General features: G+C 37.4%; 13 protein-coding genes. All 13 read left to right on the forward strand.

Annotated elements, in window-relative coordinates; all coding sequences use genetic code 11:
- Window positions 1-24: 24 nt before the first annotated feature.
- Complete coding sequence (hpf, locus tag BCR25_RS01525) at window positions 25-576, forward strand: ribosome hibernation-promoting factor, HPF/YfiA family (RefSeq protein WP_069661836.1); 552 nt, start codon at window positions 25-27, stop codon at window positions 574-576.
- Between the two features lie 267 nt (window positions 577-843).
- Window positions 844-3375 carry a preprotein translocase subunit SecA gene (gene secA, locus BCR25_RS01530; RefSeq protein WP_069661837.1) on the forward strand — a complete coding sequence of 844 codons (2532 nt, stop codon included), beginning with the start codon at window positions 844-846 and terminating at the stop codon, window positions 3373-3375.
- 76 nt (window positions 3376-3451) lie between these two features.
- A protein-coding gene (gene prfB, locus BCR25_RS01535) for a peptide chain release factor 2 (RefSeq protein WP_139124499.1) occupies window positions 3452-4553 on the forward strand; the annotation gives its coding sequence in 2 pieces (ribosomal slippage) (window positions 3452-3523 and window positions 3525-4553; 1101 coding nt in all).
- 107 nt (window positions 4554-4660) lie between these two features.
- Window positions 4661-5347, forward strand: a complete 687-nt coding sequence (gene ftsE, locus BCR25_RS01540) for a cell division ATP-binding protein FtsE (RefSeq protein WP_069661838.1) — start codon at window positions 4661-4663, stop codon at window positions 5345-5347.
- A complete protein-coding gene (ftsX, locus tag BCR25_RS01545) occupies window positions 5340-6224 on the forward strand; it encodes a permease-like cell division protein FtsX (protein WP_069661839.1) in 885 nt (294 codons plus the stop codon). Before ftsE ends, ftsX begins: the two co-directional genes overlap by 8 nt.
- 105 nt (window positions 6225-6329) lie before the next feature.
- The gene (cls, locus tag BCR25_RS01550; RefSeq protein WP_069661840.1) at window positions 6330-7778 is read left to right on the forward strand and encodes a cardiolipin synthase; all 1449 of its coding nucleotides are present in this window, start codon (window positions 6330-6332) and stop codon (window positions 7776-7778) included.
- Window positions 7779-7942: 164 nt separating this feature from the next.
- Entirely contained in the window at window positions 7943-8797 is an 855-nt protein-coding gene (locus tag BCR25_RS01555; RefSeq protein WP_069661841.1) for a phosphate ABC transporter substrate-binding protein PstS, read from the forward strand.
- 447 nt (window positions 8798-9244) lie between these two features.
- On the forward strand, window positions 9245-10165 hold the full coding sequence (pstC, locus tag BCR25_RS01560) for a phosphate ABC transporter permease subunit PstC (RefSeq protein ID WP_069661842.1): 921 nt from the start codon (window positions 9245-9247) through the stop codon (window positions 10163-10165).
- Window positions 10165-11049, forward strand: coding sequence for a phosphate ABC transporter permease PstA (gene pstA, locus BCR25_RS01565; RefSeq protein ID WP_069661843.1), 885 nt, complete (start codon window positions 10165-10167; stop codon window positions 11047-11049). Before pstC ends, pstA begins: the two co-directional genes overlap by 1 nt.
- Before the next feature lie 16 nt (window positions 11050-11065).
- Window positions 11066-11866: a phosphate ABC transporter ATP-binding protein PstB gene (gene pstB, locus BCR25_RS01570; RefSeq protein WP_069661844.1), complete on the forward strand. Its 801-nt coding sequence runs from the start codon at window positions 11066-11068 to the stop codon at window positions 11864-11866.
- Window positions 11867-11876: 10 nt separating this feature from the next.
- A complete protein-coding gene (pstB, locus tag BCR25_RS01575) occupies window positions 11877-12635 on the forward strand; it encodes a phosphate ABC transporter ATP-binding protein PstB (RefSeq protein WP_069661845.1) in 759 nt (252 codons plus the stop codon).
- Window positions 12636-12654: 19 nt separating this feature from the next.
- Window positions 12655-13326 (forward strand): phosphate signaling complex protein PhoU, encoded by a 672-nt coding sequence (phoU, locus tag BCR25_RS01580; RefSeq protein ID WP_069661846.1) that lies wholly within the window; start codon window positions 12655-12657, stop codon window positions 13324-13326.
- A 323-nt stretch (window positions 13327-13649) separates the two neighbouring features.
- Window positions 13650-15029 (forward strand): hexose-6-phosphate:phosphate antiporter UhpT, encoded by a 1380-nt coding sequence (gene uhpT, locus BCR25_RS01585; RefSeq protein WP_069661847.1) that lies wholly within the window; start codon window positions 13650-13652, stop codon window positions 15027-15029.
- Window positions 15030-15034 lie beyond the last annotated feature (5 nt).

Consider the following 15034-nt stretch of genomic DNA (forward strand, 5'->3'; position numbering starts at 1 on the left):
TGTCAGATGAAAGGGGTAATTGTTATGTTTAGATACAATGTGCGTGGAGAAAACATCGAAGTTACTGAAGCTATCCGAGACTATGTAGAGAAAAAAGTAGGGAAATTGGAACGCTACTTCAGTGATTCACCTGAAGCAACTGTTCATGTAAACTTAAAAGTATATACTGAAAAAACTGCGAAAGTTGAGGTTACGATTCCTTTACCGTATTTAGTTTTACGTGCCGAAGAAACATCACCTGATTTATATGCAAGTGTTGATTTGGTTGTAGACAAATTAGAACGGCAAATCCGTAAATTTAAAACAAAAATCAATCGTAAATCTCGCGAAACAGGAATGAACACTGCAAAAGCAGCAATTTTCCTTAACGGTGAAGAAACACAAGATGAAACACCAGAATTAGATATTGTTCGTACAAAACGTCTTTCATTAAAACCGATGGATAGCGAAGAAGCTGTTTTACAAATGAACATGCTAGGGCATAACTTTTTCATCTTTGAAGATTCAGAAACAAATGGAACAAGCATCGTTTACCGACGCAAAGATGGCAAATATGGCTTGATTGAAACTGATTAGTCGGAAAAGATAATGCTTGATTATTATTAGAAATAATAATTACTTTTCAAGTTTTTGATATTTTAAGAGACTGAGACAAGACGAATTATGTTTTGTCTTAGTCTCTTTTTACTTTTGAGTACTACTTACATAATAAAAATGCTATAATAAATTGTTAATATTGGCACAAGTTATTTCCTTTCTGCTCAACTAGTGATAAAATGGAAAGGATGATTGTGCATTTTGTGCAAAAATAAATAGAGTTTATTGAAAGGAACACTTAAAAACATGGCAAATTTTTTAAAAAAGATAATCGAAAATGATAAAAAAGAATTGAAACGACTAGAAGGTATTGCAAACCAGATCGAAAGTTTCTCTTCTGCTATTGGTGCATTGAGCGACGAAGAATTAAAAGGCAAAACTGATGAATTCAAAGCACGCTACCAAAAAGGTGAAACATTAGATCAATTATTACCGGAAGCATTTGCGGTTGTCCGTGAAGCTGCTAAGCGTGTATTAGGCTTATATCCATACCCTGTTCAATTAATGGGGGGGATCGTACTTCATGATGGGAATATTCCTGAGATGAGAACTGGTGAAGGGAAAACCTTGACCGCTACAATGCCTGTGTATCTTAATGCCTTGACGGGTGAAGGGGTCCACGTTGTAACTGTCAATGAATATTTGGCCACACGTGACTCTGATGAGATGGGTGAATTATACAACTTCTTAGGTTTGACAGTTGGTCTAAATATCAACTCAAAAACATCAGAAGAAAAACGGGATGCATACAATTGTGACATCACTTACAGTACAAATAATGAATTAGGTTTTGACTATTTGCGTGATAATATGGTTGTTTACCGTAACCAAATGGTTCAACGTCCTTTAAACTATGCGATTGTGGATGAAGTGGATTCAATTTTGATCGATGAAGCTCGTACACCGTTGATCATTTCTGGTCAAGCTGAAAAATCAACAGCGCTTTATACACGTACAGATAATTTTGTAAAGCGTCTAAAAGAAGAAGAAGATTACAAAATCGATGTACAGTCTAAAACAATTGGTTTAACTGAAGCTGGAATTGAAAAAGCGGAAGAAAACTTTGGATTAGAAAACTTATATGATATCGAAAATACTGCGTTGACTCATCATATGGATCAAGCGTTGCGTGCAAATTACATCATGCTGCGCGATATCGATTATGTTGTTCAAGAAGGTAAAGTCTTGATCGTTGACCAGTTTACTGGTCGTATTATGGACGGTCGTCGTTATTCTGACGGTTTACACCAAGCAATCGAAGCCAAAGAAGGCGTAGAGATCGAAGATGAAACAAAAACAATGGCAACAATCACGTTCCAGAACTATTTCCGTATGTATAAAAAACTTGCAGGGATGACAGGAACAGCGAAAACAGAAGAAGAAGAATTCCGTGAAATCTATAATATTCAAGTTTTCCAAATTCCTACGAACCGTCCGATCATTCGTGATGACCGTGCAGATCTACTTTATCCAACATTAGAAAGTAAGTTCAAAGCCGTTGTTCAAGATATCAAAGAACGTTACCATAACGGTCAGCCTGTCTTGGTTGGTACGGTTGCAGTTGAAACATCTGAATTATTATCAGAATTACTAAACAAAGAAAAAGTACCTCATGAAGTTTTAAATGCGAAAAATCACTTTAAAGAAGCAGAAATCATCATGAACGCTGGTCAAAAAGGTGCTGTAACGATCGCTACCAACATGGCTGGTCGTGGAACGGATATCAAGCTTGGCTTAGGTGTTATCGAGCTTGGCGGTTTGGCTGTAATCGGCACTGAACGTCACGAATCTCGTCGTATTGATAACCAATTACGTGGACGTGCTGGTCGTCAAGGAGATCCTGGGGTTTCTCAATTCTATCTATCTCTTGAAGATGATTTGATGAAACGTTTCGGTTCTGAAAGAATCAAAGCTTTCTTAGACCGTATGAATATCGAAGAATCAGATGCAGTGATCCAAAGTAGAATGTTGAGTAAACAAGTAGAATCAGCACAAAAACGTGTGGAAGGAAATAACTACGATACACGTAAAAACGTTTTACAGTATGATGATGTGATGCGTGAACAGCGTGAAGTCATCTACGCTCAACGTCAAGAAGTGATCATGGAAGAAACTGAATTGACAGAAACATTGTTGAATATGGTTAAACGTACAATCACACGCGTGGTAGAGAGCCATACACAACTTGAAAAAGAAAACTGGAACTTAGATGGAATCGTTGATTTTGCTTCTTCAACACTTGTTCATGAAGATTCTATTTCAAAAACAGATATAGAAGGAAAATCACCAGAAGAAATCAAAGCGTATTTAGTGAAACGTGCACAAGAAGTTTATGACACGAAAGTAGAACAATTAAATGGACCAGAACAAATTCTTGAGTTCCAAAAAGTTGTTATCTTACGTGTTGTAGATACAAAATGGACGGATCATATCGATGCGATGGATCAATTGCGTCAATCTGTTGGGCTACGTGCTTATGGGCAAAACAATCCATTAGTTGAATACCAAACAGAAGGATACAATATGTTTGAAGAAATGATCGGCGCAATTGAATACGAAGTAACGCGTCTATTCATGAAATCAGAAATCCGTCAAAATGTTCAACGTGAGCAAGTAGCACAAGGTGAAGCAAGTCATCCGAATGACGAAGAAGAACCACAAAGCAATACAAATGCAAAGAAAAAGCCTGTTCATGTTGATGAAAAAATCGGACGTAATGATCCTTGTCCGTGCGGCAGCGGTAAAAAATACAAAAATTGCCACGGCAAAGATATGTAATAATCGATGAAGGTGGGGCTTTTCCTCACCTTCGTTTCTTATGTTATTGAGCCTATTTCGAAAGGAAGAAGATATCATGGAAAATGCTGAAATTCGAGCACTTTTAGACGAAATGAATCAATCAATCACTAGCTTTAGGGGGTCTCTTTGACTTAGATCAGTTGGAAGAAGATATTGCTGAAGCAGAGAATAGAATGGCAGAACCAGGATTTTGGGATGATACTGAAACAGCCCAACGACTAATCAACGAAACGAATGTTCATAAAGAAAAATTTCAACAATTTCATCAGTTTGCAGATGAGTTGGAAGAGTTGGAATTGATGAGTGAGATGCAGCAGGAAGAATATGATTCAGAGACCCAAAAAGAACTAGAAGAACGTTTGCTGGCATTGAAAGAAAAATTAAGTGTCTACGAACTTTCTCTTTTGTTAAACGAGCCATATGACAAAAATAATGTTATTATGGAACTTCATCCAGGTGCTGGAGGAACAGAATCACAAGATTGGGGCAGTATGCTGCTCAGAATGTATACACGCTGGGCTGAAAGCCACGGATTTCAGGTGGAGACCCTTGATTATCAAGCGGGAGACGAAGCTGGAATCAAAAGTGTGACTCTTTTAATCAAAGGGTATAATGCTTATGGCTATTTAAAATCTGAAAAAGGCGTCCATCGTTTAGTTCGGATCTCACCCTTTGATTCTGCCAAACGGCGTCATACTTCCTTTTGCTCTGTCGACATCATGCCTGAACTAGATGAAAACGTTGAGATCGATATCAATACGGATGACTTAAAGATCGATACGTATCGTGCGAGTGGAGCGGGTGGACAACATATCAATAAAACTGAATCCGCTGTTCGTATTACTCATATTCCTACTGGGACAGTTGTGGCTAGTCAAGCGCAACGTTCACAATTAAAAAACCGTGAACAAGCCATGGGAATGCTGAAAGCGAAACTTTACCAACTTGAGATGGATAAAAAAGCGCAAGAAGCAGCTGCCTTACGTGGTGAGCAGTTGGAGATCGGCTGGGGTTCCCAAATTCGTTCTTACGTTTTCCACCCTTATTCAATGGTCAAGGATCATCGAACGAATTATGAGACTGGGAATGTACAGGCGGTAATGGATGGAGAGTTAGATGGTTTCATTGATGCCTATTTAAAACAGCAATTAAATTAGGTAGTTCATAGAAATGAAACAAAATTGTAAACTCTTGAAAGGGCCTTGAAACAAAGACGTGTTATAATGATTGATAGTCTAGAAAACAGAGATGGAGAGAATACGCCATGATTGAAATGAAAGATGTAATGAAAAAATATTCGAATGGTACGACAGCTATCCGAAATATTTCAGTAGAAATAAAGCAAGGTGAATTCGTTTATGTAGTGGGACCTTCTGGTGCAGGTAAATCTACTTTTATCAAGTTGATGTATCGTGAAGAAAAAGCGACGAAGGGCCGCTTAAAAGTTGCTAGTCATGATTTAATGAAAATAAAAAATTCAGAAGTTCCTTACCTTAGAAGAGAAATCGGGATTGTCTTTCAGGATTATAAATTATTGACGAAAAAAACAGTCTATGAAAATGTAGCATATGCGATGCAGGTTATTGGACGTAAGCCAAGAGATATCAAGAAACGAGTAATGGAAGTTCTTGATTTGGTAGGTCTAAAACATAAAGTTCGTGTTTTTCCAAGTGAATTATCAGGTGGAGAACAACAACGTGTATCAATTGCCCGAGCAATCGTAAATACACCAAAAGTTCTAATTGCGGATGAACCAACAGGAAATCTGGATCCAGAAAATTCATGGGAAATCATGAAATTATTGGATCGGATCAATGCGCAAGGAACAACAGTTGTAATGGCAACACATAACAGCACAATTGTAAATACAATCCGTCATCGGGTAATCGCTATTGAAAATGGTCGTATTATTCGAGATCAAGCGGAAGGAGACTATGGTTACGATGATTAGAACGTTCTTTACTCACGTCCTGGAAAGTATAAAAAGTTTAAAACGTAATGGCTGGATGACAGTAGCTTCTGCCAGTGCCGTTACAATTACTTTAGTCCTTGTTGGGATTTTTATGGCAGTTATTTTTAATGCGACAAAATTAGCAAAAGATATCGAAGAAAACGTTACAGTATCTGTGTTTGTTGACATTGGTACAACACCAGCAGAAATGCAAAAATTAGAAAAAGAATTAAATAAAATCGATAATGTTGAAACCATCTCTTATTCAAATAAGGACCAACAATTAAAAAAAATCCAGCAACAAATGGGTGAAGCATGGAACTTATTCGAAGGAGACAGTAATCCGTTATACGATGTATATTATGTAAGTGCCAAAGAACCATCAGATACGAAAAAGATCTCACAAAAAGCAGCAAAACTACCAAATGTATTTAAAGCAGATTATGGTGGTGTATCTTCTGACAAGATTTTCAATATTGCTGGAAAAGTAAGAACTTGGGGCTTAGGAGCAGCTATTTTACTATTATTTGTGGCTGTATTCTTGATTTCAAACACGATTCGTATTACGATTCTTTCTCGTCAAAGAGAGATTCAAATCATGCGACTGGTTGGTGCTAAAAATGGTTACATTCGCTGGCCGTTCTTCATTGAAGGAGCCTGGATCGGCTTGATTGGTGCGATTATTCCAATCTTGCTGTTAACGTTTGGTTATCAACAATTTTATAATTTATTCAACCCTCAACTATTACGTTCAAATTATTCATTACTAAAACCTGAATCATTTGTTTGGCAATTAGATCTATTGATGGTTGTCATTGGGATGACGATTGGATCATTAGGTTCGATTATTTCAATGAGACGATTCTTAAAAATTTAAACCCAAAAAGCAGACAGTCTTTTGTCTGCTTTTTCTTTACTTATTTTCATAAGTTCGTTATGCTTTACAAGGGGGATCAATGAGTTAGTCGATTGGGGTGAATAGATGAGATTTTTATACGAAAATTTATTTGTTATTATTTTTATTGCCAACATGCTTTTATCCTTGATTATTGTATTTCGAGAAAGAAAACAAACGGCCCAAACATGGTCTTGGCTGTTAGTATTAATGTTTATTCCGGTAGTAGGATTTGTTCTGTATATATTTTTAGGTCGAGGAATTTCTAAAGATAAGATATTTGATATGAAAATGCAAGCTAAAATTGGGATGAATGCTGAAATAGAATCAGAAAAGCAATCGTTATTGAGAGGATTGTTTCCGCATCCAGCAACAGGAGAAGTCGATCCAAAGCAGTTGATTTATATGTTAACCGTTTTTGAAAGTTCACTATATACAACGAATAATGAACTTCGTCTTTATACAGATGGCAGAGAAAAATTTGATGGACTGATTGAAGATATTCAACAGGCGACCCATCATATTCATATGGAATACTATATTTACCGAGGAGATACATTAGGAAAAGAGCTTCGTCAAGAGCTAGTTAATGCAGTCAATAGAGGGGTTAAGGTCAGATTACTTCTGGATGCTTGGGGCTCAACTCAAGTAAACATGAAATTCTTTGAGGAGCTGCGTAATCTAGGTGGAGAAGTTGCGTTCTTTTTTCCATTATTTGTACCTTATTTAAATCCGCGGATCAATTATCGTAACCATCGAAAAATCGTTGTGATTGACGGTAAAATCGGTTATACAGGAGGATTCAATGTTGGGGATGAATACTTAGGAACTGTCAAAAAGTTTGGTTATTGGCGAGATAATCACTTGCGAATTCACGGAGATGCAGTGTATAGCTTGCAAAATCGTTTTTTGATGGACTGGAATTCTCAGCACAGAAAAGAATTGAGTTATGATCCAGCTTTTTTCCCGCCTATTTACGCGGAAGGTAAGAAAGCTGTTCAAGTTGTAACCAGTGGTCCAGATTCAGAACATGAGCAAATCAAAATGACGTACTTGAAAATGATTTCAATTGCTAAAAAAGAAATTTTGATTCAGACGCCGTATTATATTCCGGATGCTTCGATTCATGAAGCGCTGAAATTGGCCTTATTATCTGGTGTAAAGGTTCGTATTCAGATTCCGAATAAACCGGATCATATGTTAGTCTATTGGGCAACATACTCGTTTTCTGCTGAATTATTGGAATATGGTGCAATCATTGAAACCTATGAGCATGGATTCATCCATGCCAAAACAATGATCATTGATGGCGGTATTGTTTCTGTGGGATCAGCTAATATCGATGTGCGCTCTTTCCGGTTAGATTTTGAAGTAAACACAATTATTTATGATCAAACATTTTCAGAAGAAGTAAGAACCGCATTTTATGAAGACTCCAAAGTATCAGAGCTTTTAACAGAAGAAAAATATCGCAATCGTGGTGTGATTATTAAACTCAAAGAAGGATTAGCACGTTTGATTTCGCCACTCCTGTAAAAAAGCGATTAACTCGAAAAAACAAGTCTGTTTTTTCGAGTTTTTTTCGTATGTAGTGTTATTTAATTTTGAAAAATGCCTAATTTGAAAACTTATAATTTTCAACTTAAAAAGTTAATGTTAAAATAAATTGATTGAATTGAGTTTGGAGGATTGTAAGGTAAATGAAAAAGAAAATGCTATTATTTTTTAGTTTAATTGGATTACTAACATTGTCGGGTTGTGCTAAATGGATCGATCGTGGAGAATCGATCACAGCAGTTGGCTCATCAGCACTGCAGCCTTTAGTAGAGACGGCAGCTGAAGAATATCAAAGTCAAAACCCCGGACGTTTTATTAATGTGCAGGGTGGCGGTAGTGGTACTGGTTTGAGCCAAGTTCAGTCTGGAGCGGTTGACATTGGAAACTCTGATTTATTTGCAGAAGAAAAAAATGGGATTGATGCTGCGAAATTAACAGATCATAAAGTAGCAGTTGTAGGAATTACACCGATCGTGAACAAAAATGTTGGCGTATCCGATATCTCATTAGAGAATCTTAGAAAAATCTTTTTAGGCGAAATCAAAAACTGGAAAGAGCTTGGAGGAAAAGATATTCCAATCGTTATGCTTAATCGTGCAGCGGGAAGTGGTACAAGAGCGACTTTTGAAAAATGGGTATTAGACGGTAAAACTGCGATTCAGGCACAGGAACAAGATTCAAGCGGGATGGTTCGTTCAATCGTAGCAGATACACCAGGAGCAATCAGCTATACTGCTTTTTCATATGTCAACGATGAAGTAAACACATTGAGTATCGATGGTGTAAAGCCCACTGATGAGAATGTTACAACAAATAAATGGATCATTTGGTCTTATGAACATATGTATACTTTGGGAAAACCTAAGCAACTGACAGAAGAATTTTTAGCTTTTATGCTATCGGATGACGTACAGGAAAAAATCATTGGACAATTAGGTTATATTCCAGTTTCTAAGATGGAAGTTGAGCGTGATTGGCAAGGAAATCTGATCAAATAAAGTGCCTTTACACAAAATTTACAAACTTAACATAAGATTTACATGTTATTAAACACAAATTGATGTTGAAAAGATACACTTATTTTGTTACGCAACGTATCTGGCAAACAACGGGGAGTAGCTCCCTTGAAATAATTTGATCATGGGAACATGCAGTGCTCTTATTTTCAGTAGAAACCAAACAAGCCAGTTTAGGCTGAGAAACATGCCAAGAAATACAACGAAGTGATGAGTTGCTATTGATTGGTACAAGGTGACTGAAAGGAACGGTACTTCCGTTTGGTCCGATAGCTGATGTTGATCATTGATTTTATCTAGCTTCACAAGCTAGTTCTTTGGGAAAAAGATAAAAATTGAATGAGGCAAAAAACACCTCAATCATTTTTTCCTAATTTCCAGTCAGAGCAGGACGAGCCTGTTCAGTTTTCAATTTAAGGAGGAATTTTTTTGGAAGATGTGCAGAAAACATTGTTGACAAAATCGAAGCGGGCCAAGATGGAGCAGCGTGGGAAATTTATTAGTTTCCTTTGTATTGCTTTGATTGTTTTGGTTGTTTTATCGATCTTTTATTTTGTTGCAAGTAAAGGGTTGGCAACTTTTTTTACAAATAAAATCAGTGTGACAGACTTCCTGTTTGGGAAAGAATGGAATCCCAGTGAGACCGGTACGAATGGCAAACCAATGGTAGGTGCGTTACCAATGATCACAGGATCATTTATCGTAACCTTCATGTCTGCGATTATTGCAACACCTTTTGCGATTGGCGCAGCCGTTTTTATGACAGAAATCTCACCTAAAAAAGGATCAAAAATTTTGCAGCCGGTGATTGAATTACTGGTTGGAATTCCTTCAGTTGTATATGGATTTATCGGTTTATCCGTAATCGTACCGTTTATTCGTTCAATTTTCGGTGGTACTGGGTTTGGTATTTTAGCTGGGACGTTTGTACTCTTTGTTATGATTTTACCAACTGTAACGACAATGACAGTCGATGCACTGAAATCTGTTCCTCGTCATTATCGGGAAGCTTCTTTAGCGCTTGGTGCGACCCGCTGGCAAACGATTTATAAAGTAGTTTTACGAGCAGCTGTACCGGGGATTTTAACAGCCGTTGTCTTTGGTATGGCTCGTGCCTTTGGTGAAGCCCTAGCTATTCAAATGGTTATCGGGAATGCTGCGATCATGCCGTCCAGCTTAACGACACCAGCATCCACACTGACTAGTATTTTAACGATGGGAATAGGAAATACGATCATGGGTACAGTAGAAAATAATGTACTTTGGTCACTTGCGCTGATCTTATTATTAATGTCTTTATTCTTCAATATTATTATTCGGATCATCGGTAGGAAAGGAGCCTTGAAATAATGAACGCAAAAAAAGCAGATAAAGTTGCAACAGGTGTCCTGTATGTTATTTCAGGGATCATCGTATTGATCTTGGCAGCGTTGTTGCTATATATTTTAGTCAGAGGGATTCCTCATATTTCTTGGGACTTTTTGACAAAACCATCTAAGGCCTATCAAGCAGGCGGCGGTATTGGTATTCAGCTCTTCAACTCATTGTATTTATTGTTGATCACGATGTTGATCAGCTTTCCGATTTCTTTAGGAGCAGGGATTTATTTATCTGAATATGCCAAGAAAAATTGGCTGACTGATGTGATTCGTACATCGATTGAAATCTTAAGCTCATTGCCTTCTGTTGTCGTTGGTTTATTCGGCTTCTTGATCTTTGTTGTGCAAATGGGGTATGGGTTTTCTATCATCTCTGGCGCATTGGCGTTGACCTTCTTTAACTTGCCATTATTAACTAGAAATGTAGAAGAATCTTTAAAAGCTGTGCACTATACCCAACGTGAAGCAGGATTGTCGCTAGGTTTATCAAGATGGGAAACCGTTACGAAAGTGGTGGTTCCAGAAGCTTTGCCCGGCATTTTAACTGGTGTGATATTAAGCTCTGGGAGAATCTTCGGTGAGGCGGCAGCGTTGATCTATACAGCTGGACAAAGTGCTCCAGCGTTAGATTTTACCAACTGGAACCCATTGAGCGTATCCAGTCCGATCAGTATTTTCCGTCAAGCTGAAACCTTAGCTGTTCATATTTGGAAAATCAATACAGAAGGCACGATGCCGGATGGTGCGGCTGTTTCTGCTGGAGCATCAGCAGTTCTGATCTTAGTCGTTTTACTGTTTAACTTCGGTGCACGCTTTATCGGAAACAGATTGTATAAGAAAATGACATCAGCCTAATGTTAGGGGAATCAGAATGAAAGAATATAATTTGAATGATACAAATATCATAAAAGTGCCGGAACCTGTCGCGTTGCATACCGATGACCTACATGTTTGGTATGGAGATAACGAAGCGATAAAAGGCGTTGATCTGGCTTTTGAAAAAAATAAAATCACAGCGCTCATTGGACCATCTGGTTGTGGAAAATCTACGTATCTCCGCTCGCTGAACCGTATGAACGATGGGATCGCGAATACTAAAGTTACGGGAAATATCATGTATAAAGGCGTAAACGTCAACACAAAAGAAGTTGATGTTTATGAAATGCGTAAACGAATCGGTATGGTTTTTCAACGCCCTAATCCATTTAGTAAATCGATCTATGAAAACATCACTTTTGCTCTAAAACAGCATGGTGAAAAAGATAAGAAAAAACTAGACGAAATTGTCGAAACTAGCTTAAAACAAGCCGCTTTATGGGATCAAGTGAAAGACAACCTTGGGAAAAGCGCATTAGCTTTATCAGGTGGTCAGCAACAACGCTTATGTATTGCCAGAGCGATTGCTATGAAGCCGGATATCTTACTTTTAGATGAACCAGCGAGTGCTTTAGATCCGATTTCTACAGGTAAAGTAGAGGAAACATTAGTCAATCTGAAGGATGATTATACGATTATTATCGTAACACATAACATGCAGCAAGCTGCTCGTATCAGTGATTACACTGCCTTCTTCTATTTAGGTAAAGTAATCGAGTACGATGAAACAAGAAAAATCTTTACACGACCAAAAATTCAAGCAACAGAAGACTACGTTTCTGGACATTTTGGTTAGGAGGAGCAAGATGACAAAAGAGATCATTTCATCAAAAGATTTGCATTTATATTATGGGAAAAAAGAAGCGCTCAAAGGGATTGATTTAAGTATCAATCAAGGAGAAATAACAGCAATGATCGGACCTTCCGGTTGTGGGAAATCGACCTATCTTCGTTCATTGAATCGAATGAACGATTTAATTCCTGGCGTAACGATCACTGGTAGCGTAGTCTATAAAGGCAAAGATATCTATGGCCCTAAGACAGATACTGTTGATTTACGTAAAGAAATCGGTATGGTTTTTCAACAACCTAATCCATTTCCATTTTCAGTTTACGAAAATGTTATTTACGGGTTACGTTTAAAAGGTGAAAAAGACAAACAGGTGCTGGATGAAGCGGTAGAAACAAGTCTAAAAGCTGCAGCGGTCTGGGATGACGTTAAAGACAAACTGCATAAAAGTGCTCTATCATTATCAGGAGGTCAGCAACAGCGCGTGTGTATTGCTCGTGTCTTAGCCGTAGATCCTGAAATCATTCTACTCGATGAACCTACGAGTGCATTGGATCCAGTCTCAAGTGGTAAGATCGAAAACATGTTATTGACCCTAAAAGAAAAATACACAATGATCATGGTGACACATAACATGTCTCAAGCTTCTCGAATTTCTGACAAAACCGCTTTCTTTTTACAAGGCGAATTGATAGAATTTAATGATACAAAGAAAATATTCTTAAATCCAAAAGAACAACAAACAGAAGATTATATTTCTGGAAAATTTGGATAAACCAAAAGGAGGAAAGCACATGTTGCGTAGTCAATTTGAAGAAGAACTATTAAACTTGCATAATCAATTTTATGAAATGGGTATGATGGTTAGTAATGTTGTACATAAATCGGTACGAGCGTACATCAACCATGATAAAAAAATAGCTAACGAAGTCATCGATTATGATGTGGAAATCAATGATATGGAAGTCAAACTTGAAAAGAAAAGTTTCGAGATGATTGCCTTACAACAGCCAGTAACAACTGATTTAAGAATGATCATCACAGTAATGAAAGCAAGTTCTGACCTTGAAAGAATGGCAGACCATGCCGTATCGATCGCTAAATCAACGATCCGCCTGAAAGGTGAAACACGAATTCCAGAAATCGAAAAAGAAATTTCCGACATGTCTGATTATGTGAAAAAAATGGTTGATAACGTATTGATTGCTTATGTTAAAACAGACCAAAAAGATGCTCGCATGATTGCGAAAATGGATACTCGAGTGAATGAATATTTTGATAGTATTTACAGACACTCAATCAAAGCAATGCAGGCGAATCCTGAAACAGTAATCAGTGGAACGGATTATTTGCACGTCGCTACTTATTTGGAACGTATCGGTGATTATGTGACAAATATTTGTGAGTGGATCGTATACTTGGCAACTGGAAAAATCACGGAACTAAACAGCAATCACGATGAATAAACCGCAGTGCTAATTTAAACGACTAAAGTCTGAAACAAGAATGTTTCGTTCTTAGAAAAAAAAATATGTTGATCAACTGCCAGGTATTTTCAGTATTTAGCAAATTGAGTTGATCAAAGGAATGACTGCTTTTTTGTGTCATTTACGAAAGAAAAAGAGTACGTCTCAAGACCAAGTAATACGTTTTGAGACGTACTCTTTTTTTAAAAATAATTTATGAACAAAATTTCAAAAGGGTGTTTACATTTGTTCTTACATTGTGTATGATACAACTATATTGGAAAGCGCTAACCATTATAATCAAATTTTTGGGGTGAGATAATTTGCAAGAAACGAATACAGTTGTTGATAAAAAGAGTCAGTTGACTCTGACTGAGCAGAGAAAACAATGGTTTAAAGAATTTATGAAACCGTTTTTGGTCGTTGTGGTCATCTACATCACAATGTACATGATTCGAAATAATTTTAAAGCAGCACAGCCGTTATTGAAAAGTCAATTAGGACTTACTACGACAGATCTAGGGTATATCGGTTTTGTCTTTTCAATCGTTTATGGTTTTGGAAAATTTATCGTTGGTTATATTGTGGACGGAAAAAATACGAAGAAGATTTTATCTATTTTACTTTTACTATCATCGATCACAGTCCTTTGTATGGGGATTCTGTTTACTATGAATAATGTTCCAATGGGCTGGATCGTTGTTTTGTGGTCGCTGAATGGACTCTTTCAATGTGTAGGCGGTCCAAGCTGTGCTTCTGTTATTACGCAATGGACAACACGAAGTAATCGTGGCAGATATATCGGATTATGGAATGCATCGCACAATATTGGTGGAGGTTTTGCAGGGATTTTTGCTGTTTGGTGTGCACAAACCTTTTTCAAAGGTCAAGTTGCAGGGATGTTTATTATTCCAGCGATCGTAGCCGCTGTTGTCGCTGTTATTACTTTTTTTATCGGTAAAAACAAACCAGAAGATCTAGGCTGGAACTCAAGTGAGGAAATTTTTGGCGAGCCAGTTGAAGAAGCCAATGTTGATGCTGAAAATTTGACGAAATGGGAGATCTTTAAAAAATATCTGCTGACCAACCCGTACATTTGGGTACTGTGTGTGGCGAATGTATTTGTGTATATCGTACGTATCGGAATCGATAATTGGGCGCCACTATATGTGACTGAGCATTTGAATTTTTCACAAGAGGCAGCTGCACAAACCATCTTTTATTTTGAAATGGGTGCATTGATTGGTTGTTTAGGTTGGGGCTATATTTCAGATTTACTGAAGGGGCGACCAGCATTAGTTGCAACAATCAGTACTATTTTATTGCCTGTTGGTATTATTGCTTATCAAGTCGGTACGACTGAACTAGTAATCAATGCAGCATTATTTATTTTAGGGATGATGATTTTTGGTCCGCAATTATTGATCAATTTATCTATGTTAGGCTTTGTGCCTAAAAAAGCTACGGTTGTATCGGGAGGACTGCTTGGTGCTTTTGCGTATCTCTTTGGTGATTCGATGGCAAAGATCTTGTTAGCTAAAATCTCTGATCCGGCTAAAAATGGAGTGAATTTCTTTGGTCATGTTTTACATGGCTGGAATGACACGTTTATCATTTTTTACATCTCGATCGTGATCATTGCAGTACTTTTGGGGATCGTTGCATTTGCTGAAGAAAAAAGAAGAAAAAAAGTAAACGTATAAAGGTG

Source organism: Enterococcus termitis (assembly GCF_001730305.1).
Classification (GTDB): domain Bacteria; phylum Bacillota; class Bacilli; order Lactobacillales; family Enterococcaceae; genus Enterococcus_L; species Enterococcus_L termitis.

Coding starts and splice junctions, on each gene's coding strand:
- pstA (WP_069661843.1), top strand. CDS start 10,165: ATGAACGCAAAAAAAGCAGATAAAGTTGCAACAGGTGTCCTGTATGTT.
- secA (WP_069661837.1), top strand. CDS start 844: ATGGCAAATTTTTTAAAAAAGATAATCGAAAATGATAAAAAAGAATTG.
- cls (WP_069661840.1), top strand. CDS start 6,330: ATGAGATTTTTATACGAAAATTTATTTGTTATTATTTTTATTGCCAAC.
- ftsX (WP_069661839.1), top strand. CDS start 5,340: ATGATTAGAACGTTCTTTACTCACGTCCTGGAAAGTATAAAAAGTTTA.
- pstB (WP_069661844.1), top strand. CDS start 11,066: ATGAAAGAATATAATTTGAATGATACAAATATCATAAAAGTGCCGGAA.
- phoU (WP_069661846.1), top strand. CDS start 12,655: ATGTTGCGTAGTCAATTTGAAGAAGAACTATTAAACTTGCATAATCAA.
- BCR25_RS01555 (WP_069661841.1), top strand. CDS start 7,943: ATGAAAAAGAAAATGCTATTATTTTTTAGTTTAATTGGATTACTAACA.
- pstB (WP_069661845.1), top strand. CDS start 11,877: ATGACAAAAGAGATCATTTCATCAAAAGATTTGCATTTATATTATGGG.
- ftsE (WP_069661838.1), top strand. CDS start 4,661: ATGATTGAAATGAAAGATGTAATGAAAAAATATTCGAATGGTACGACA.
- hpf (WP_069661836.1), top strand. CDS start 25: ATGTTTAGATACAATGTGCGTGGAGAAAACATCGAAGTTACTGAAGCT.